The sequence below is a fragment of the Pseudomonas sp. JUb42 genome (assembly GCF_024807945.1).
Classification (GTDB): domain Bacteria; phylum Pseudomonadota; class Gammaproteobacteria; order Pseudomonadales; family Pseudomonadaceae; genus Aquipseudomonas.
The window spans coordinates 38,883-60,017 of sequence record NZ_JANUFD010000027.1 but is presented as its reverse complement, the minus strand read 5'-3'; the positions used below and the strand labels follow the sequence as shown (position 1 = coordinate 60,017).

General features: G+C 55.5%; 23 protein-coding genes. All 23 read left to right on the top strand.

Annotated elements, in window-relative coordinates:
- The first annotated feature begins 61 nt into the window (after positions 1-61).
- The 23 genes from M2401_RS33810 (at position 62) to M2401_RS33700 (ending at position 21,097) form a co-directional block, all read left to right on the top strand.
- On the top strand, positions 62-1,288 hold the full coding sequence (locus M2401_RS33810) for a TcpQ domain-containing protein (RefSeq protein WP_259111311.1): 1,227 nt from the start codon (positions 62-64) through the stop codon (positions 1,286-1,288).
- A 4-nt stretch (positions 1,289-1,292) separates the two neighbouring features.
- Positions 1,293-3,068: a hypothetical protein gene (locus M2401_RS33805; RefSeq protein ID WP_259111310.1), complete on the top strand. Its 1,776-nt coding sequence runs from the start codon at positions 1,293-1,295 to the stop codon at positions 3,066-3,068.
- 5 nt (positions 3,069-3,073) lie between these two features.
- Positions 3,074-4,378 (top strand): hypothetical protein, encoded by a 1,305-nt coding sequence (locus M2401_RS33800; protein WP_259111309.1) that lies wholly within the window; start codon positions 3,074-3,076, stop codon positions 4,376-4,378.
- On the top strand, positions 4,368-4,895 hold the full coding sequence (locus M2401_RS33795) for a hypothetical protein (protein ID WP_259111307.1): 528 nt from the start codon (positions 4,368-4,370) through the stop codon (positions 4,893-4,895). The genes M2401_RS33800 and M2401_RS33795 overlap by 11 nt, the downstream gene beginning before the upstream one ends.
- 3 nt (positions 4,896-4,898) lie before the next feature.
- Entirely contained in the window at positions 4,899-6,671 is a 1,773-nt protein-coding gene (locus tag M2401_RS33790) for a GspE/PulE family protein (RefSeq protein ID WP_259111306.1), read from the top strand.
- The gene (locus M2401_RS33785) at positions 6,668-7,807 is read left to right on the top strand and encodes a hypothetical protein (protein WP_259111305.1); all 1,140 of its coding nucleotides are present in this window, start codon (positions 6,668-6,670) and stop codon (positions 7,805-7,807) included. The genes M2401_RS33790 and M2401_RS33785 overlap by 4 nt, the downstream gene beginning before the upstream one ends.
- 19 nt (positions 7,808-7,826) lie before the next feature.
- Complete coding sequence (locus M2401_RS33780; protein ID WP_259111304.1) at positions 7,827-8,351, top strand: type 4 pilus major pilin; 525 nt, start codon at positions 7,827-7,829, stop codon at positions 8,349-8,351.
- A gap of 167 nt (positions 8,352-8,518) precedes the next feature.
- Entirely contained in the window at positions 8,519-9,634 is a 1,116-nt protein-coding gene (locus M2401_RS33775) for a hypothetical protein (RefSeq protein WP_259111302.1), read from the top strand.
- On the top strand, positions 9,631-9,972 hold the full coding sequence (locus M2401_RS33770; protein WP_259111301.1) for a hypothetical protein: 342 nt from the start codon (positions 9,631-9,633) through the stop codon (positions 9,970-9,972). Before M2401_RS33775 ends, M2401_RS33770 begins: the two co-directional genes overlap by 4 nt.
- 62 nt (positions 9,973-10,034) lie before the next feature.
- Positions 10,035-10,943, top strand: a complete 909-nt coding sequence (locus M2401_RS33765) for a hypothetical protein (RefSeq protein ID WP_259111300.1) — start codon at positions 10,035-10,037, stop codon at positions 10,941-10,943.
- Between the two features lie 50 nt (positions 10,944-10,993).
- Positions 10,994-12,184: a DUF4214 domain-containing protein gene (locus tag M2401_RS33760; RefSeq protein ID WP_259111299.1), complete on the top strand. Its 1,191-nt coding sequence runs from the start codon at positions 10,994-10,996 to the stop codon at positions 12,182-12,184.
- A 208-nt stretch (positions 12,185-12,392) separates the two neighbouring features.
- Positions 12,393-14,399, top strand: coding sequence for a DNA topoisomerase III (locus M2401_RS33755; RefSeq protein WP_259111298.1), 2,007 nt, complete (start codon positions 12,393-12,395; stop codon positions 14,397-14,399).
- Positions 14,400-15,338: 939 nt separating this feature from the next.
- Positions 15,339-15,689: a hypothetical protein gene (locus M2401_RS33750; RefSeq protein ID WP_259111297.1), complete on the top strand. Its 351-nt coding sequence runs from the start codon at positions 15,339-15,341 to the stop codon at positions 15,687-15,689.
- Between the two features lie 260 nt (positions 15,690-15,949).
- Positions 15,950-16,081, top strand: a complete 132-nt coding sequence (locus tag M2401_RS33745) for a hypothetical protein (RefSeq protein WP_259111296.1) — start codon at positions 15,950-15,952, stop codon at positions 16,079-16,081.
- Positions 16,082-16,201: 120 nt separating this feature from the next.
- The gene (locus M2401_RS33740) at positions 16,202-16,561 is read left to right on the top strand and encodes a hypothetical protein (protein WP_259111294.1); all 360 of its coding nucleotides are present in this window, start codon (positions 16,202-16,204) and stop codon (positions 16,559-16,561) included.
- Positions 16,562-16,719: 158 nt separating this feature from the next.
- Positions 16,720-17,025 carry a type II toxin-antitoxin system RelE/ParE family toxin gene (locus M2401_RS33735; protein ID WP_259111292.1) on the top strand — a complete coding sequence of 102 codons (306 nt, stop codon included), beginning with the start codon at positions 16,720-16,722 and terminating at the stop codon, positions 17,023-17,025.
- Positions 17,022-17,360 (top strand): addiction module antidote protein, encoded by a 339-nt coding sequence (locus tag M2401_RS33730; protein ID WP_259111290.1) that lies wholly within the window; start codon positions 17,022-17,024, stop codon positions 17,358-17,360. Before M2401_RS33735 ends, M2401_RS33730 begins: the two co-directional genes overlap by 4 nt.
- 352 nt (positions 17,361-17,712) lie before the next feature.
- Positions 17,713-18,270, top strand: a complete 558-nt coding sequence (locus tag M2401_RS33725; protein WP_259111288.1) for an STY4534 family ICE replication protein — start codon at positions 17,713-17,715, stop codon at positions 18,268-18,270.
- Between the two features lie 109 nt (positions 18,271-18,379).
- Positions 18,380-18,724, top strand: coding sequence for a hypothetical protein (locus M2401_RS33720; RefSeq protein WP_259111287.1), 345 nt, complete (start codon positions 18,380-18,382; stop codon positions 18,722-18,724).
- 15 nt (positions 18,725-18,739) lie between these two features.
- On the top strand, positions 18,740-18,925 hold the full coding sequence (locus M2401_RS33715) for a hypothetical protein (protein WP_259111286.1): 186 nt from the start codon (positions 18,740-18,742) through the stop codon (positions 18,923-18,925).
- A 72-nt stretch (positions 18,926-18,997) separates the two neighbouring features.
- Positions 18,998-19,762, top strand: a complete 765-nt coding sequence (locus M2401_RS33710) for an ABC transporter substrate-binding protein (protein ID WP_259111285.1) — start codon at positions 18,998-19,000, stop codon at positions 19,760-19,762.
- A gap of 62 nt (positions 19,763-19,824) precedes the next feature.
- Positions 19,825-20,436 (top strand): DUF3275 family protein, encoded by a 612-nt coding sequence (locus M2401_RS33705; RefSeq protein WP_259111283.1) that lies wholly within the window; start codon positions 19,825-19,827, stop codon positions 20,434-20,436.
- A gap of 64 nt (positions 20,437-20,500) precedes the next feature.
- On the top strand, positions 20,501-21,097 hold the full coding sequence (locus M2401_RS33700; protein ID WP_409034027.1) for a hypothetical protein: 597 nt from the start codon (positions 20,501-20,503) through the stop codon (positions 21,095-21,097).
- The last annotated feature ends 38 nt before the right edge of the window (positions 21,098-21,135 follow it).

Sequence of the window (21,135 nt, the reverse complement as noted above, 5' to 3'; positions counted from 1 at the left end):
GGTTTACCGCTGCTTTAGCCGATCAGTGCTGGCACCTTGACCACCATCACGAAATGGGGCCATGCCATACATGATCAGGCAGCTGACAACACTATCCATCTTCTCGCTGATCGCGGGTTGCACACTGCAGGGTGCCGGTACGGCCACTCCTGTGCTCGATAACAGCCGCAACCCTGCGATTCTGGCGCCGGATCTGTATTCCACTGGCGGAAAACCGGACGACGGCGCAAACGTGCGATACGGCCGGTACACGCTGGTTAATACTGCTCCTGAGGTCGAACAGCGGGATCTGATGTCCCAGATCATCGACGTCAACATTCCGAGCAACATGCACCCGCAGGTGCAGGACGCTATGCAGTACGTAGTTGACCGCTCAGGCTATACGCTGTGCCCGGCCAGCACCGACCATGTGAGCATCCTGTACACCCGCCCGTTGCCGGCGGCCCAGTACAAGCTGGGGCCTATGACCCTTCGCAACACCCTGCAGGTGTTGGCTGGCCCAGCCTGGCTGGTCAAGGTGGATGAGGTGAGCCGCAATGTGTGCTTCACCTTGCGAGCCGGGTACGAAGCCCCACGTTTGCCAGCAATGAATGTGTCCCTGGGCACTCCGTCAGTTGCACCAGGACAAACCATTGCGCTGGCTCCCGGCCCGGCAAACGGCGCAGTTGCCATCCCCGCGACACCGACAGCACCTATCATCACCTCGGTCCCAGTCACCGCGGTGAACACCGTTCCATCAACCCCGGTGGACCCCGCCAAGGAAGGCCCCCACCTCCCCCCGATCAACACCAATCCAAAGCCTGCAGCAGACCTGGGCATCCCAACGCCATTCACCTCGGGGAGCACCGGAACCGCGGCGGTCAAGAGCACTGTCACGCCTAGCCCAGTGACTGCTGCTGCGGCTGTGCCTGCAGCTGCAACAGCAGTACCCGCTATTCCCGCACACCCGCCGGCACAAGTGATCACCACGAACGTGGTCGCTGCGCCGGTTAAACCCAACGTCATGTCGTGGACAGTCAATGTCTCCGACATAAACATGCGCCACACCCTCAAGCGCTGGGCCACCAAAGCTGGCTACACCTTCGACGAACGTGAGCATTGGGTCAGCCCCGTTGATATCCCAATCACCGCCAGCGCCACATTCAACGGCGACTTCATCGAGGCTGCTCAAGGTTTGGTCGGCACGACCGAACTGTCAGACACACCCCTCCAGCCTTGCTTCTACGAAAACAACGTGATCCGGGTCGTTAATTACAACGTGACCTGCGACGCAGCCAGCGCACGGTGATCGCATGAACTTCAAACAGGTGAAACGTACCACCCTGATGCTCTTTGCCCTGGTGCTTGCAGCATGCAGTGTCACTCAGGAAAAGGAGGCCATCGAGCGCGCGGCCAACGACTCCAATGGCGTAGCACGCTATCGAACAACGATGCAGGCCGAGTCGGCGACCCTTGACGCCAAACGTGCTGCTCAGATTGTTCACCGGCCCTACATCACTGGTCGGGCTGTACCCGTCAGCCGCGAAGTGACGTTGCCGATGCCGCTGCGCCAGGGCGTAGATACCACCCTGCTGTTCTCCGATGGAGCAGTGGACCTGGTGACACTGGCCGCACGGATTCAGGATGCCACCGGCATTCCTGTCCAGGTCACGCCGGATGCGTTGCTCCCTGCAGAAAACTTTCTTCCCAACCTGGCTCAGAATAACGACGCTCGAAGCCAGCAAAACCAGTCGAACCGTTATCCAAACACCGCCGACCCAAGCGCGGGCACGGACCTTGAAGGACTGATGCCAGAAGGCGTCGTAACCAGCACACCCGCATCGACTCCAGCAACGATCAATCCTCAGCCGCAGCCAGATATCACTGCGAAAAAAGCGCCGGCGACCATCGCACAGAACGGTAAGGCTGAAAAGAGAAAGCCATCCGCGGCGGCGACACGCCCCCTCGACGCAACGCTTGATTCCATTGCGATGAAACTGTTCGTGTCGTGGAAGTACAACGACACGTCGGGCGCGATCATTTTCTACCGCACTGAAACCAAAGTTTTCGAAGTTCGAAACCTTGAGATAGCGGGCGGTGCGGAAATGACCGTGGGGCTCTCAGGGAGTACAGACGGAAACTCCAGCAGCAACGGCCTGGACAGCCGCTCGAAATCCATTCTCAAAGCCGACCGCAAGGATCTGCCCATGACGCAGCTGCTCAGCCGCGTCCAACAGTTCATGACACGCGCGGGCAAGGCTGTCGCGGGTGAAGACGGCTATCTGATCGTCACCGATACCAAAGCCTCCCTGGACCGTATCGATGCATACATACGCTCTGAAAACGCGATGCGCTCACGCCGTATCGATCTGGTTTACCAGGAAATCACTGTAGAGAAAAACAATTCAATTCAGGGTGGCGTGAATTGGAATCTCACCTTCAACACTGGAGCCGGAAACGGAGGGAGCGTGAGCGGTCTGAGCTCACTGATCGAGCAGGAAGGTGCTGCGATGTCTCTCGGGCTATCGGCGGGATCAGGAAAATTCGCCGGTTCCTCAGTGGCCGTACAAGCCCTCAGCAAGATCGGCAAAATCGTCTCGGAGCGCACCAACGTATTCGGCTCAACCTATGGCAAACCGGCCACGGTGGGCCGCCCAAAACGTCTGTCGTACATCGACAAAACGGATCAGACCCCAAGTAACTCGGACGTCAACGGTCCGACTATTTCGATGAGCACGAAGGAGTTGGTGTACGGGCGTTTGATCACGTTCCTGCCTTATGCCTACTCAAACGGGGACATCAACCTCACCATCAAATATGACGATACCCCTAAACCCGATATCGAGAAGATCTCCCAGCCTAATGGCTCCTTCGTTCAAAACCCACAGGTGGAGAGCGATGTGTACGTGCGCAATGCAACGCTACGCCCTGGACAGCCCTATGTCATCTCCGCCGAAACCGAGGACAGCCGGACCAGCGACGAACGCCGCACGGATCCCAAAGCCCCCATCATTGCCGGTGGTTCCGATGTCACCGAAAACGACCAGCGGGTCACTGTCTCGGTGATTACCGCCATGGTTCGCGAGTAATAGCGATGAAAGAGTTCATCATTCGCGATATGCCAGGCGAGCGCGGTGTTGTCTACGGAATGGACTGGGCACCCTTGATCGGGACAAAACTGGATAAACAATCGCTGGCTCATGCGCGCCGCCTCAAGGCCAGCCACCAGATCCCCGCTGTCGAACACTCAAGCTCGGTAGGCACGATCAAGATGCCTGCCGAAAAGCGCACGCTCTATTCAGCCGGCGCTGTTGTTGCCCTGAAACACCCGACCTCTGCTTACCTCGGTGTGATGCAGATCGAACCGGAGCTGGTCTGGGTCATCGCCACTCACAATGGGTCAGTCATCAAAGGCACTGACACGCTGTGTTCGCCGGATGAATCAGAAAAACTGATCGAGAGCGTGCGCAAGCGTTACCCGCAGATCAGCGACCTCGAAGATACGGATGTGCAGTCCTACCTCAACGGGCGCACCCAGCTGCAGGTAGTTCATTACGGCCTGGACGCCATTCCCACGCCTTTGAAGATGCTCGGCATCATTGCACTGGCTCTGGTCGTCGGCAATCTGGCCTGGGATCAGGGCAGTCGCTTTGTACGCGACTATGCCCGGGCTCATTCGACTGCACCTCAGGTTGATGCTGTCCAAGAATGGTCCGACGCTCTCAACAGCTGGGCTGCGCAGACGCTGGTGGACGGCACCCAAGGTTACGCAGCCTTATTCAGAGCTGTTTTGCCGATTCCAAGTGATGTAGGCGGATGGAAGCTTTCCGGATCAGGAAAGAACCCGGCGGTGCAGTGTGACGCACCCTCTCAGCGCAACTGGAAGTGCAGCGTGATGTTCCGGCGAGGAATTCTGGCAACCAACGAGTCCTTTTTGACATGGACATTGCACAACCACCCGGATTGGCTAATCCAGTGGATTGATCTCGACACCGTGCTGGCCTCCTGGCAGGCCCCGGGTGCGCGACACACGATCTCATTGGGCTCGGTCCCCAAGCAGGCCACGTTCAGCATCGACTACGTCAGCCGACTCCAGAAGGTTAAAAGGGCCTTCACGCTGATTGAAGTCAAACCCTCAGCCCAGGCCTCGATCTCACAACCCACTCTGCGGGACGGAAGCGGCAACCAAACCGCCATTGAGTTGCCGGCAGGTATGGCCCTACCCAAGGTCATGGGTTTCACGATGAAGGGACCGTTGCGGTCACTGGCAGCGTTTCCCCTCAACGAACACACCCGAATCACACGCCTGAAGTTCGATGTGGACCTCAACGAGTCTCATCCGGACCTGCGTAGCAGCGCCTTCTTTGGCGAAATCACTGGTGAATACTATGTGCAGTAGAGCCCTATACGTACTTTTCTGCGGCCTGGCTCTAAGCCTGAATGCGACAGCACAGGACGCTGAAACGGATGGCCAGGCGCTGGCTATTTCAACCGTTGGCGAGCTACTGCGCCTTGATGCTGAATCTGCGGAGAACAATGAACGTCAGCGGTATTTGCTCTCGCTGGTGAAGCCGCACGCAACGTCGACGACTAAAACAGCTCCATCCCCGCAACCGGCCATGGCGCCTGTATCAGCGACGCCGGCGCCTTCGCCTGCACCTGAAAACCCGGCGCCTGAAACGCCTCCCGAGGATCAGCTCGCCCTTCTTGGGATCTTTGGGTTCGGTCAGCAGTTGCGGGCAGATGTGTCCATCAACGGTCATCGCGTTCGCTTCCAGGCCGGCCTTTCGGCGCCGATCAGCGGCCCAGTGGTGGATGGATACACCTTGGTGTCGCTCAAGACACCCTGCGCTGTCCTGACTAATGCCAAGAATAGCAAGACCATCTGCATCAAGCGCATGGCCAGCGAGGGTTAATCGATGAGTATTACGTCCCTGACGCTCGGCAATCTGTTGAATATTGAGACACGAGCAAAACCCCGAGAAGCTGACACTCACGTCGGCCCCGAAGAGTTTTCCAATGCGCTGCAACTGCACACTGCATTGGGCACAAAAGTATTGCGGCCATTCCCGCACATTGTTGGCCCTCAACATGCGGCCAACCTCTGCCCGTTTCAGCTTGAAGGGGGCCGCTGGGTCATTCTCGCCACTCGCCAGTTCGTGGAGAGTGACATCTGTGAGGCCTGCAAGGTCGAGCTGCTAAAACGTAGCTCAGCTGCAAAAGTGCAGATTTATACCGTCACGCACTCACTGCTGATGACCATCGTCGAAGAGGATGCCTCCGGTCGGGAAGCTGACAGCATTCCTGAGAAAGAGATGACCGCCTATCGCGCGGCGTTCCAGGAACTGATCGAGTGGGCTTTTTCAAACAAGGCATCAGATGTCCATCTGAACCTGAGCAACAAGGAAACCGAATCGCAGATCAGCTTCCACATCCACGGCCTGTACGTATCTCCGCCTCGCTGGAAAATGCCAACCGCTCGGATGTTCGAGCTCCTCTCTGTTGCCTGGCAATGGGGGAACGGCGGTAAGGGCGCGACCTTTTCAAAAACTGCCGCACAACAGTGCTCGCTGGAGATGGTTGTCAATAATCATCTCATCTCCGCGCGCTGGGCATCCCTGGCCCCAGATGCCGGGCCGTCAGTGACGCTTCGAATTCTCGATACGCATAAATCCATTGCGGATACGTCACTTGAGGACATGGGTTGCCTGCCCTCACACATCGAAATGTTGGACCGAGCGATGCGAGCTGAAGGAGGCGCAATTCTTCTTTCAGGCGTGATGGGATCCGGTAAGACCACACTCCTGGCCAAGCTGATGTCTCTGCTGCCCCGTACCAGGAAAATCATCACCGTCGAAGATCCGGTGGAATACCGCATCCCCAACGCACTGCAGATCACTATCCGCCGTAGCCTGACCGAAGACGACAGCAAGAACTTCACCGCAATCCTGAGAACGATCCGCCGGTCTGCACCCAACGATGTGATGCTCGGCGAGATTCGAGACACTCAAACCGGCGATGCGATGCAGGACCTGGCGAACAGCGGGACCAACCTGTACTCAACGGTCCACGCCCAGTCGCCCTGGCAGATCCCGGAGCGCCTCTACTCCAAATCGATTGGGGTTCCTAACGATTTGCTGGCTTCGCCAGGTGTACTGAAGCTACTGGTATTTATGGCGCTGCTCCCCAGGCTCTGTGAACACTGTGCTCTGCCTCTGCACTCGCTGGCCGAGAACGGCGGTGTCGATGCCATTGGTAAACACCGCGACAAGGACTACTGGGTGCGCTACATCGAGCGTATCCACCGGATCTACGATGGCATCGATACCAGCCTTATCAAGGTGAGGAAACAGGCCGGATGCGCACACTGCCAGAATAAAGAAATTCCCGAACTCAACGGTTATCAAGGCCGGGAAGTCGTGATGGAAATGCTCGAACCGAGCCTGGACCGGTACATCCTGCGCTGTGTGATGAACAAGGACATGATCGGCCTGCAAGAGCACCTGGAAGACCTGGACCGGTCCCCCATCAACGACCCTGACATGACCAACAAAACAGTCCAGGAATGCGCCATGTACAAGGCGCTTCAAGGCTTGCTCGATCCTCGCGACATTGAGGTAAAAACGAGCTCATTTGAGTCAGTCGAACGCCTTCAGATGAACGCGAATGCCAGACAGGGGCGCAGCCGATGAGTCTCGAAACACTGGCCTTGAAAGCCCGAAGCGTTTGGACACGCTTTGAAAAGCTTGATCTGCAACTGAGATGGGACGCGATTCGCTTCTCATTTTTCCGAGCCGATTACTACCGGTTCCTGGCGGACATGATCGAGGGAACCCAAGGCGCAAAGTCGCTCCTGCGGATATTTCAGGACGATGCAAATCGATTCCCCGGCACGCCCCTGGGCAGACTATCAGAGCGCTGGGCGCATCAGTTCGCTCGAGGGGGGAATCTAGGCCGCACATTCAATAAGACGCTTCCTGCACAGGACGTCGCGGTCATTGCAACAGCCCAGGAACAAGGCGATGAAGAGGCCCTGATTGAATCTCTGCGCGAGCTGGCTGCGAACACTGATCTGCAGCGCAAAGCGCTGGGCATTGTGATTGCCACCATGCTGGCGTCAACGATTGGATTGGCGGTCCTGATGGCCATGGTCTTATGCACACCGGGATTCATTATTCCCAAGCTCAAAGACTCATTTTCTTTAGTGCCCTCCGAAGACTGGCCGATTACAGCAGCCAGGCTATTCCGCTTTTCGGACTTCGTAGAAGCGGGCTGGCCGTGGATCGTCCTCTGCACATTGATTCTGGTGGGTATCTGTTACTGGTCATTGGGAAATCTAACGGGACAACTTCGCCTCACTTTGGACAAGTACGGCCTTATTTGGGGTATGTACCGCGATTTCCAGAGCATTAGGACCCTGTCGAGCCTGGCTACGGCGATCAATCAGAAAACTGCCGCCAAGGGGTTACGCGAAAGCGTCGCGATGCAGCTTCCCGGCGCATCGCGCTGGAAACGCTATCACCTTGAAAAAATGCTCGCGTACGTCGACACCGGCGCCGACAACGCTCTGCTCTTCACCACCGGCACTCTCGACAGCAAAAACGAGTGGTATCTGCAGGTCCTTATCGATTCACGGGGTTTGCAGGACGCCCTCATGGTCGTTAAGACCAGGTTGGAGGAGCGAATCATCAAGAAGCTGACGCTGCAGAGCCTGGCGCTTAGCTGGGTACTCATCGTCGTTGTGATCGGTGCTGCTGTAGGACTGATGCTGTGGGTTTACGCAGCCCTTGACGGCCTGTCAGCCGCGCAACAAAACCTCTTTTACTGACAAACCCTGGAGTTCGTTCATGTCATTAACCAATATCGTTTTTGCGATCCTGATCAGTACCCTCATCGCGGTGATCGGGATCCCCGCCTACAACCGCTACATCGTGCAGTCATCCATCAGCCCTGTTGCCGAAGAAATGCAGCGCTATATGGGCGGCGTGAAAATTCATGCTCAAACCGAAGGTGTAACGCCTTATGAGGGGTTGACCCAAAAGAGCTTCTCCCGGGACATCAAGGACGGTGCCCTTAAGGCAAACACTTCTACCGGTGTGGTCCTTCACGGTCTTGGAGGCGGCAACAATGGGACCGTCACCGTCAGCGAAACCGGCGATACCGCCTCCTGGACCTTTGCTGATGTGAGCTCTTACGCATGCCCTGGATTCCCATCAACCATGCAGAAAGCCGCGCAGACGATCAAGATCAATGGCAAGACCGTTAAGGACGTTGATGCAAGCAACAACTCAACGACCGACTACACCTCTGCCAAGGCCGGTGATGCCTGCACTGACGGCGACACCAACGAAGTTGTTTTAACCATTCGATGATGAGGTCGGTGCCCATGGCCTTCTCACGGGGAAGACGCTCCCAACAGGGATTTGGGCTGCTATCAGTGCTCGTCGCTGTGTTGATATCGACATTGCTGGCTACAGCATTGGCTGGCCGACTCGCTCGCGACATTGAGAGTGCTGCGGCTGTGTCGACCGGCAAATACATGATCGCCGTGCGCAGCGCAGTCATTGTGTCCCTGGAACGGTACGAAGCGGCGTTTAGCTTGACTGACATCAGCAAGGCGCCCCCGGGTACTTACCCCACGGCGCCGGCATGGGTTGCATTCACAGGTGACTCCGTCACGATCTCGGTCAAGGACTTGAAAGACGCAGGCTTACTGGGCGCCGACTTCCCAGGCACACCGCCGCTTGGACGGTCAGTGCATATCAAGTTTTTCAGAAACACCGCCGATTGCCCTGGTTTTGGCTGTGAAACGAAAGCGTTCGTTTACACCTGTTGGCCGATCAGCACGGCCAGGCCAGTCGGTGTGGTCGATACCCAAACGTGCCCTGCTGCACCCGCGGGCCTGGTGGTCGACGGAACCCTGGCAGGCGACGTTGTCATGGCAGCCGGCGGCTATGGTGGCAGCAACACGATGTCAGCCGACAAGCTCCGAGGTAACCTGTTCAACCGCCCGACCTCGGATCTGGATCTCCCAGCCAACAGTCCTGGACATGCAGTCGTCATTGCATCGCTGAACGATGTCGATCATTACGGCTATGTGCGCATGGGTGACATTCGACCGGTCAATCTCAACAACACCCTGTCGGTTGAGGGACAGATTTCGTCCAACACGGGGCTGCTACTCAACACTACCTATCAGCCTGGAAGCGCTTGCACGGTCGAAGGGCAGTACGCCACCAGCAATCGCAGCTCGCCCGTGATCTGCACTGGCGGGAGCTGGTTTGAATACACCAACCATACCGTGATGGGCACCCAGGTCTTGGCCAATGGTGCAGCTGTAACGCCGCCAGTTTGCCCTGGAACAAACATGGAGCCGTTCAGCTACGCATCGCTGGTCAAGCTCGACGCCACGATGACCGGCACTGATATCAATGTTCGAGGCAATCTGGCAGGCAGCGTGGCCGGTACCGGCTACGTGAACCAGTCAGGGGCAGTCAACGTTACCGGTAGTTTCAACGGCACGGTGACATCGATGCCGGATAGCTCAATCCGAACCGCCCAGGGAGTATCGGTTGACTCAGGGATCGTGAACATCACGCCTGCTGATCCCAATGCGCGCGCCCTGGTGATCGTTGGTTGCAGGTATCGCTCGTGAAACGCCATCATGGCGGGTCATTAGTGAGTGTGAGCGCAGCAATGAAGTACGAGGACTACGAAAAAAACGAACACGGTGTGCCACAGCTTCCCAAGGGGCACGCCGGAAGATTATTGGTGACCTTGGCCGCAATCGACTACCTGGAGCGCCCATCTGTTACGTCTATTTCGCAGCTCACTGGACTTCACAGAGCGCTGATAGATGACTATGTGAAAGCGCTCAACGCCCAGTACTTGACCCAAATCGCAAGAGAAGACTCTGTGTTTAGGCTCGATTCCTGGGGACCCCTACTCAAAGCGGAAGGTGTCGAAGCCCTATTGACAAGTCACTTTATCTGACTTATCTTTAAGCCAAGAAAGCCAATCATGCGTCTATCACTCATGATGGAGTAACAAAACTCATGCTATGGCTTAGCTCTTTCTCAAATTTATTACGTTTTATGGCAGTGATGCTGTTCGTTACGGCATGCCAATCAGCATTCGCGCTTGATGCGAACAAGGCGGACATCCACTTGGACTCCGACTTGAAAAACATCAATATTATTGTTGGCTCATCCAGCAGTGCCGGTGGATGCCCGCCAGGACAGTATTGGGACACGGGACAAGGGCGCTGCACCACCGAAGTGCTGCTCAGGACTGTGAACGTGAGCGAAAGCTGCAGTTGCTCCTGCGGCTCAGGGACCTCAGGTTCCTGTACCTCCAGTCGTGACGGCAGTTATGGTGTGTACGGCTGGACCATACCGCCGTCCGGTCAGGAGAAAATCAGCTACAACGGCGCTACTAACTGGGGAGGTTGCTACAGCACGTCTAACAGCTGCGTTGCTGATCCACCGCCTGATAGCGGTGGAGGTGGCGGGACTGGCGGCGGCTCTGCACCAGTGGGGACAACGTATCGCATCATCACGGCAATGATTTGTGACGGTAGCTCACCAGACTACTACACGGCCCCGGTTGATACGCCTATTGCGATTAGAAACCAGATCATTAGCCAGTATCGCTCTTGGGAAGGCCAGAGATGCCCTGAGACCAGTGGCTTTGTTAACTGGGTTAAATTTGTGAATGATTGGGCCTATACAATGTGGGCACCACGGCCCGGCGTCCCTGACGCTGAAACATATCTCGATGCGTACTTAACTAAAACATTCGCCGCTATCGATACAGGTGCTAATCAAACTGGTGAAAAAACAGCTGCAGGGATATATGCCGCAAACCATCTGTGCCAATTAGCCGCTACCGAGAGGTTCGGCCCGACTTCCCAGGCTGAGTACGTGTTGTATTCTGGCAATCAATGCATTGTAACCGTAGAGTAAATTAGTTAAAGTTCGCCCATTGCTTCTCACACTCTAAAAGGATTTCGAAAATGAGCAATTTAACACTTGACCAAGCTAAGACTGTCGCTGCAACTGCTTACGAAAAGTACTTTCCTGCCAGCTACGGGATGAACCTTAACAATCATTCTCAGCTCTTTTCTGCTATGGATGCCTACTACTCTCAAGCAGGTCTCTCTCCAGAAAACACACTTAAAAAATTAACCGCAGATATCCTGTACTTCGCAGCTATTGACAACCCTGCAGCATTTCCGGGCTACACCGTCGTTATCGGTCCAACTGACGCGAAAACCTTTGTAGAAAGCCTCCCCTCCTCAATGGTGATCAACTTCCTTTATCCACAGGCCTCTGCCGATACCAAAGCGGCCATGACAACCGCACTGGATACCGGCGCGATCAGCAAAGAAAACTTCACCTTCGGTATTACCAAGCTGGGGACCACCAACACTGCTCCAACATTGGCTGACGTGACAAAGGCTGCGACCGTCGCGGGCCTTCCTACAAGCTATCCCGATTCGGGCCTGCACGTCCCAGGAGTCACCTCGTCTCAGCAAGACATGATTGTCGCCCTGTATGACGCGACCTTCAGCCGTGCGCCCGAAAATGGTGGCCTGATCTACTGGGCGAACAAACTGAACGTTGAGCTGAGCTACGGCACCGATCAAACCACGGCGTACAGCGTCGTCAGTAAGCAGATGTACATCGATGGCAAGGGCAATGGCGAAGCCGGTACAACTCTCGGGGACAGCGCGTACGTCAACTTTGCGTACCAGAACATTCTGGGCCGCGCAGGCGATGCCGCAGGGGTGAGCTACTGGAACGACAAGCTGGCTACTGGCGCTGTCGATCGTGGCACATTCGTTGCCAAGTTCGTCGGTGACGCGATCAACAACGCAGGCGACAGCGATTTCTTACAAGCGCGCATCGCAGTATCGAAGTACGCGGCCCAGGCGCATGTATCTGGACCAGGTGCACCAGGTATCGATCTGCATGCCGTGATCCAGAACGTTAGTGATGCGGCCTCTGCCAACGCGGCAATCAACGCGATCATTCAGAAGTACGGCACAGCCGCTTCGCCGCATGCGCTTGACGCAGTGATGGCCAGCTGGACCGATGCCCCGGTAACCGCGTCAGCCCAGGACGCGACTGTTTCAACGGCTGTCGAACTCACAGGTGCTGCAAGTCACTCAGCAGCCTATGACGCATTCGGACTCGCAGCCTGAAGACTTATGCTCCATCCTCCAGCCGCGTCAATGTCAGGGTTTCTCTTCGAATGTGTTCGAGAGAAGCCCTTTTCATTTTTGGCTTAACACGTCAGCCCTCCTCCAAGCATAACCCTACGGTATCTCAGTAATGGTTTACTGAGGCACGTTCCAGATCACCATGCGACGGTTCTCCCAACAGCCCACTGTTGAATCCTCGGAGAATCGAATGCGCCTCTTTTTGTGCGAAAAGCCCAGTCAGGGCAAAGACATTGCTGCCGTAGTGGGAGCCACCCAACGTGGTGATGGGTGCTACACCGGACCAGGCGTAACAGTGACCTGGTGCATTGGTCATCTGCTCGAAACCGCGTCGCCTGAGGCCTACGGCGAACAATACAAATCCTGGAACATGAATACCTTGCCGATCCTGCCGGCAGCTTGGCAAGTTGTTGTGAAGCCCAAAACCGCAAGCCAGTTCAAGGTCATCAAGAAGTTACTCAAAGAGGCCAAGCAACTGGTCATCTCCACCGATGCCGACCGCGAAGGAGAGATGATCGCGCGTGAGCTGGTCGAGTTCTGCGGATACCGCGGTCCAATCGAGCGCCTCTGGCTGTCCGCTCTAAATGACGCTTCAATCCGCCAGGCACTGGCCAATATGAAGACGGATGCTGAAACTCGTCCTCTCTACCATTCGGCACTGGCTCGATCCCGCGCAGACTGGCTGATCGGCATGAACTTTACTCGTCTGTTCACACTGCTGGCCCGCCAAGTTGGTTTCGGCGGCGTACTTTCAGTGGGCCGTGTTCAGACTCCGACGCTGTGGCTCGTGGTGCAGCGTGACCGGGCAATAGCGTCATTCGTGCCAGCCCCCTTCTGGAACGTATCTGTTCAGTTGCATGCAAACGGACAGGTCTTCAGCGCTGACTGGATACCAGATCAAACCGTCGTGGACGATGAGGGTCGCTGTGTCGACCAGCGCCACGCCGCATCCGTTCAACAGCGACTCATAGCAGGCAAAACCGCAATCGCAATTACGGTGGAAACTGAACGCAAACGTGAAGCCCCACCCCTGTCATTTGCACTCAGCTCGCTTCAAGAGGTGTGCTCGAGCAAATTCGGATTCGGGGTTCAGGAAACGTTGAACATCGCCCAGGCGCTCTATGAGACGCACAAAGCCACGACTTATCCACGGACCGACACTGGCTATTTGCCTGAAAACATGTTTTCCGACGTTCCCGCAGTGCTCGCCGCGCTGCGCCGAAGTGACCCGGCACTTGGACCAGTCCTGCAGTCGCTGAATCCTGCGCTGCGCTCCAGGGCCTGGAATGATAAACAAGTTGTTGCTCACCACGGCATCATACCAACGACCGAAACGCCGAATCTCTCTGCAATGTCGGACAAAGAGCGAGCCGTTTACGAGCTCATCAGAATGCATTATCTGGCGCAGTTCCTTCCTAATCACGAGTACGACAGAACATCTGCCGAGTTCGACTGTGAGGGGCTGACCCTGCAAGCCGTCGGCAAAAGCATCGCTGTGATTGGCTGGCGATCCCTCATCACAAGCTCGGATGATGAAGAGGACAAAGAAGGTAAGTCCCGCTCCCAGGTACTTCCACCCCTGCAAAATGCTTCTCGATGCCAGGTGCAGAGTTCGGAGCTCAAGGCGTTGAAAACTCAGCCCCCCAAACCTTACACCGAAGGCGACCTAGTGAAGGCCATGAAGCAAGTTGCCAAATACGTGACAGATCCGCGGCTGGCTCAAAAGCTCAAAGAGACTACCGGCATCGGTACTGAAGCAACCCGGGCGAGTATCATTCAAGGATTGATCGACCGAGGTCATCTGGAAAAGAAAGGCAAGTCCTTGCGCGCCTCCGAAAGCGGCGCATCATTGATCGACGCCGTACCGTCGGCACTGGCCGATCCGGGTACAACCGCGATCTGGGAACAGGCGTTGAGCATGATCGAGGCCGGCACGCTGACCGTCGATGGATTCATCGAAAAACAATCAACCTGGATCACTAGGCTTATCGAGCAATACCGAGGCACGACGCTGGCCATCAAAGTGCCCGAAGGCCCTCTGTGCCCGATCTGCTCCTCGAAGACGATAAATCGTCACGGTAAGAGCGGAAGCTTCTGGGCCTGCAGTACCTACCCGGCTTGCAAGGGCTCTGTGAACATCGAGGCGCCGAAGAAAAGCGCTTCCAAGACTTCCAGGCCTCGAACGGCCCGAACATAAAACTGTTCAAAGAGCCCATCTGGCAGGGATTTACTCGATATGCCACAATGCCGCCAACATCAGTTACACCCCGCTGGTTACTGACGGTCATCAGTGACACCCTGGAGTCGTAGGCCTTGCTTACAGACGCCAAACCCAGAACACGCTTAGCATCGGGAAGGGCGTGTGGATTTTTGCGTGAATTCTCCCTGTGTCTCCCTGTCCTTCGCAGACACGCAGCCGTCTAACTCGTGAAAACGGGTTCAAAGGCACACAGAGTTCACAGAAGGTTCGGTGCATACTTGTCATAGGACCGCACAGGTGCTGCGGTCCGCTTTCTTCTGAAAAAACCTTCGAGCGGTAGCCTGGTCATTTAGTCCTCTGAATGACCAGGCTACCCTTCGGGGTTTGTTTTTCATTGCCGGAGCCCGCCGGTGAAAAAACGGGCGCCTTTTGTGCGCGAATGCGTGCCTTTTGATTACTGGCCCCAGCCACGACAATGGGCCAGGTGCAGCCGGTGAACCGCAGCGTATGGTCAATGCCCAGGGACCCACGCAACGCGAGCTCCCGCTCACAGGTGGCATCCTTCTCAGTTTCGCTGTATCACGTCGGCCGGGTGCGATTGAGGTTGATCGCCCTCGGCAGGCTTCTCCTACCCTCCCCCGCAACATGCCCCGCCTGCACCAGCCCTTCTGCTTGACAAAAAAATCTCTGTTTCACATTCTTAGGCCATGTTCCGCTGACGTTGTCAGCCACATGCCCGGGCAATCTGGATCTCATGATTGCGGTGCGTTTTTCGCACAGATCCAACCCATAGTTCGCCACAGCATTCGGAGGCGCGAACGGTTGATCGGCTAACCCTGATCGATGAATGCACACTCATCGCTTCAACTCACCCAGCGGGGATCACTCCCCGTCCAGGGCTGTGTTTCTCCGCACTTTCATTTCAGGAGAAACACCATGAGCGCATCTAGCTTCCGCTTCGGCTATTCCGTCGGTACTGCGGTACGTGAAATCTTTCGTGCAACTCGCACTGCTGAACGACCTGCCCTGCCAGTCAAGGCAAATATCGTTAGCCCCTTCCCTATGCAGTCCTCTATTTCAAGCGCTGCAGAACTTGAGGAAATGTGCCTGCTCCCTGCGATCGTTCGACTCGATAAAGTCAATCTTACCGACTGGTTCAATCAAAACGTTCGTGAGTGCCAGCCAGCACCTCAATCTACGGCGAAAAAACGTAAACCGCGCAAAGCTTCGGCCCTTAAACAGGTCGATTCATCTTCGCTCGGTTCGCTAAATGAACTGATCGCCTAACGCCTTCGGCGCCGCACCTCATCCACCTGTCGGGAAACCTCCCGACGGGCTGGTTTTCCGGCGTTCCTAATCAAGGACGCTTATGAAACCTTACCAACAATCAGCAATTGCTGAAGATCTACGAAAGGTTGGAACCACTGCGGTGGCCACAGCTTTGGTTGGGGTTTTCCTCAGCGATCATCGATTCCTGACCGGTTGTGACTTCATTGTGGGTACTGTAATTTGGTTGGCAGGCATCTACCTCACTAAGGAGGCTTAACATGAGTCAGGATACCTTTGGTTTGATTATCATGGGCTCGCTGCTGATGGTCTGCTCCGGGATGGTCGTCTGGGCGAAATGGCGCGAAGTTAAGGACTGGTGCAGCAAGCATGGCTTGCTCCGCCAACACTGAATAACAGCTGGTCGCGTCCCAACCGCGTCATCAAACCTCATCTATCTCAATCACCCACGGGGAATACTTTCCCCCGGGGCGAGTGTCTCCGGTCATCACGATTCGAACTGGAGACTCACCATGCCGCTCAGCCCCCCTACACACATCGAAGCACGCGCAAACACGTGCTTGATTTCCGCATTCGCGAATATCGGCCAGATTCTCGATATCCGAGTCGCTTTCGAAAAAGCCCAAATCGCCGGTGACGAGATCACTGCATTTGAGTACGAAATACAGGCTCACCTGGTTGGTAAACATGCCCAACTCACGAATCAGCAAGGCGTTCCGAAACTTTTCCAAAACGTGCCGGCCCTCAACATGGCTTGGCACGAGGGCTGGAATGCAGCCATTCACGGCGGAGGATGGTCCGAAACATCCCTTGCGGATGTAGATCAAGAGGACGAGTTTTGCTGGCGTGAAATTGATAGATGGACATGCTAAGCGGATGGTTTCGAGGGTTGATCCTTGATGCCTCCCCTGCTACGAATCCCCTCGTTCACCAAGAGCCCCTTTGGGGGCTCTATTCTTCTGCACCGAGCCATTCGAGCGACGAACCGCAGATCGACAAGGAGTAGTCACTAGGCTACATTGTGGGGAACATGAAAATCATCATCGACACAACGACAGCGTTTGATGATTGGCTTGCCGGCGTCAATGATCGTAAAGGCAAGGCAGCCATCACCGCTCGCCTCTTGAGGGCAGAGAACGGTCTTTTTGGTGACTGTGAATCGGTTGGCGAAGGCATGAGTGAGATGCGCGTCTTCGTCGGGCCTGGTTATCGTCTTTACTTTGTCAGGTCGGCCGAAACCACGTTCTTGATGCTGTATGGCAGCGACAAGACAGACCAAAAACGAGGCATCAGGCGTGCCAAGGAAATCTTGGAAGCATTGAGAGGTGCATCATGAGTGAGACATTCAATCCGCTGGATATGCCGATTATCCCGCTGAAAAACGCTACCAGTAAAAACACCGGCCGTTTTGAGGCCTCTCGATTCTTGGATTCTCCAGAAACCATCAGCGCTTTTCTCAGCGAAATCATGAAAGAGAATAACCCTCAGATCCTGATGCAAGCATTGGGTGAAGTGGCCAAAGCTCGAGGCGTGAATCAGCTTGCGCAGGACGCAGGTGTAAACCGAGAATCATTGTATAAAACCCTTAAAAAAGGCGACAAGACCCGCTTTGACACCGTTCAGAAGCTGTTGCTAGCACTGGGCGTCGAGTTGACGGTCAAGCCTATTTAGTCTGACGAACGCCAAAGCCCCTTTTGAGGGGCTTTTTCTTTCATAAATGTATTGACAAAGCCTGCCGGCCTTTCACATTCTTAAGCCATGTTCCGCTGACGTTGTCAGCCACATGCCCGAGGTAGTCTGGATCTCATGACTACGATGCGTACCCACGTATAGATCCCTTCCCGAAGTTCGCCACAGCATTCGGAGGCGCGAACAGTCAGTCGGTTTTTCCGATTGATGAATGCACAGTTCAAGATCCGTGCTTTTGCACATCCCTTTCGCTCTACCACCCACGCGGGGAATACTTTCCCCCACGGGCGAAGTCTTTCTCCGCTTTCTGTTTTTTCGAAATTGGAGAATCACTATGAGCAATTCTACTGAAGCTAAATACTTTGACCTGCACACCACTGGTATCGGTTATCTCAACCGCATCCGTGAAGTGACGCCCAAAGGTAAAAAAAGCATTCCTTTCATGGCTGTCACCATTGCAGCGTTGAAAGGCAAATCTGACGATGTCGAATACCAATACATCGACTGCAATGTCGTCGGCGCTGAGGCTGAAATGCTGATTCGCCGCTGCAAAGAAGCTGTCGACAACGATAAGAAGGTCCTCGTGTCCTTCCGCATCGGTGACGTTTGGCCCGACATTTTCACTTACACCAAAGGTGACAAAGCAGGCCAATCAGGCGTGAGTCTGAAAGGTCGTTTGCTGTTCCTCAGCTGGATCAAAGTAGAGGGTGTCACTGTCTATGAAGCCAAACCACGTGAAGAAGCTCCTGCTTCCATCGTCGGTGACGGCCAGCCAGTACCACCTGCTGACGCTGAACCAGTCAACGAATCTGCAGCTGTTGCAGATCCGAAGCCTGAACCAGTTGATGTATCTGCAAAAGCAAAGCGCGCCGCTCGGCGTCAAGCTGCTTAAGCAATCAACCCAAGGCGCCCTCCAAGGCGCCTTTTTTCTATCGCATAACCCACAAGGGGAATCATTCCCCGGCGGGACATGGTGCCCCTGACTCTTTGAGGCAACCACCATGAATGCTCCTGCTTACACCGTGACTATCCACGGCCAAGCGCGGTACGAACACGCCGCTCCTGACTTTGGCATTCATTGCGAAAGCGCCGAAGGATCGATATCCAACCAGCCCTTCAGCTTGCTTTCAGATGCAGTGGCTGCGGCTGAAATGGCAATCGCTACCGGCATTTTTCACTACAACCAGATGGCATTGGGTTTCCACTGCCAAAGGGTTTCGGTACGCGACGCATCCGGGGCACTGGTTTTCTCAGGCCTGGTATCTGCAACCAAAGTGCAGTGGATTCCGCCTCGCGCCAAGCCACTGTTCAATCCCAGTCTCCAACTACTCAAACCAGCCCACTAAACAGGCGCATTTCTCATGAAATTATTTACCCTTTACGTTGGTTTCTTCGTGTTGTCAGTAGCTCTCTACGAGATTGGCAGCGGCACTTCGAACCGCATGATTTACCAAGCCGGCATGGTTGCAACTTTCGCATCCATCGTCGTTGCTACCCGAATCGCAATCGCTCTGATTCGGGAAGTACGCAACTACACCTTCAAATAACCTGAACCATCCATTTCCCACTCGGGGGCAACGCCCCCGAGGGCTTGTCCCCTCTCTGAAACCGGAGAGATTATGAAAGCCACCACAAACCCATTCACCCGCGGCTACACCCAATTGAGCTACCGGCGAGTTTTGCTGGTCACCTACGCTGACGACTGCCCACCCAGCTATCAAACGTTGCATACCTCGCAAGAACATCTGCAAGATCACGAAATCCAACTGTTTCCCTGCGTTTTCTGCGACAGCTTCACGCTGATTCTTGAGGGACAGTCGGTTCCTGAGGAACTGAGTGAACAGTGCCAAAGCAATGGCCAGGTCAGAGATGTGCTGTATGAAGTTCGAGCCGTTGATGACGGCAAGCTCATTCATGTTGGTGACACTCCAACAGCGGAAGGTGCACAGGCGTTAATACGTGTTCTGTCGTTCCAGACTGGCCACTACAGCCGCTCTTGGGAGATCAGCACTTCTCACCTCACACCTAGGGCATTTGAGCGCCTTCAACGCTTTGCTGAGTCAAGTACTCAGATCGGACTGGAGTTCGAGTGCTTCCTGTTGACCGACAGCGACAGCGTCGGATGCAAGCTCTACAACACGCCGTGGACTGATGAAAATCTTCTGCCGACTGAAAACATCACGGCAGCTGAACTTCGACAGCAACAGCTCAACCTCGGACTCCCAGAGTCTTTGGTGAACGTCCTGTTTCTGGCGAGCCAGGCTGATATTCGCTTTTTGGTATTCGATCCCAGCGCGCCGGTACTGGAAAACCTGCCACTGCTGCACACGGCTCCAAAACTCTCAATCGTAGGTCCCGTATCTCCGCACTCTTCAGCCCTTTGATCACTGCCTGTAAGGCCTCGACCTTACGAGGCAACGTGCGCCTTACAGCCTCAGGAGCACGCATGATCACCCTGCCCGGCCACCTGGCCATTCGTACCATCACCGGCCGCAACGGAGACTTCAATGTCGGCCGACTATCCACGTCAATCGGCGAGTTCGTCATCAAGGACGCACTCCTGGAGCAATACACTGAAGGCAAGTACCGAGGTGATTTCGCGATCATCGAGATACGCCCCTCCTACTACACAACCGGTGGCCGTTTAGTCGTTGAGATTCGGGCAAGGCTGGACAGCATGACGCTGGAGGATGTGGAGAAGTTGTCCTTTGAAGACAACGCCTCCATTGATCACCAGATGCCGGATCCTGCCGACGAACCTGCAGCTACCACTCGCGCGCCCTCGAGGCCCAAGACCTCAAAACCAGCCAGCGGTTTAGAGTCGGATGCCCCCTTCGGGATGACACCGGCAAAGCCCGCAGCGCCGAAACAATCCACCGCTGATGCAGATACAGAGCTCTTCGGTGCGGTCTGGCCGTTGGGCGATCAGGTGAAATTGGACTTCACCGTTGACCGTCAAAAACTGCGCTTGCAGTGCTTGCGTCTTGGCGAGCTGGGATACCAGCTGGACTTCCGAAATCAGGTCTGGAATCAGCCTGGATCTAAACCTGCAGCATAACTCTCACCCACATCGGGGCGACTAGCGCCTCGGCACTGGTCGCCTCTATTGATTACTCACGGAGATGGCCATGGCCGAATTATTCACCCTGGATGAGTTTCCAGACCTGTACCTGGACGCATGCGTTTTTGACGAACAGCACAACCTGGTCTTTCTATCAGCTTGGGGGCGCGACACCGTCCTGCAGGAATTCCTTGCACGGCTGACGCTGGGCAAATCTGAAGGCGGAATCGACCAGTTCCACATTTCCATTGCAGGCCATCGCCTCACGATTTTTCCCAACACCGACCTGCTTGAAAAGCGGACTACCCGGCAATACCCCGGCACTCTCTTTGGCAGCCTGTTGCATGTCTGGCTATTCGACAAGCGTTGCACCCAACCTGACGTAGCGAACTACTTCGCCTTTGCCCTGATGGGACAGGACGGTGATGTTCACCACAGGCTCTGGCCGCTGGTCATCGCCACCTGCCCCCTACCCCTGCTGACGCATTGGCAGAGGCCGGTGATGGACCTACTCATTTCGCTGCAGATGCTTAAACCCCTCTCCGGGGTATTGGGCAATGTCTGCGCATGGCGACTCGCTATCGATATCGACGCATTGGAACCCGCTCTGGGCAACTTGATCCGCGACGACAGCCTGACGATTACATCCCTCACCTAACCCCACCCTCCCACCGCGGGCAGCATTGCTGCCCGTCA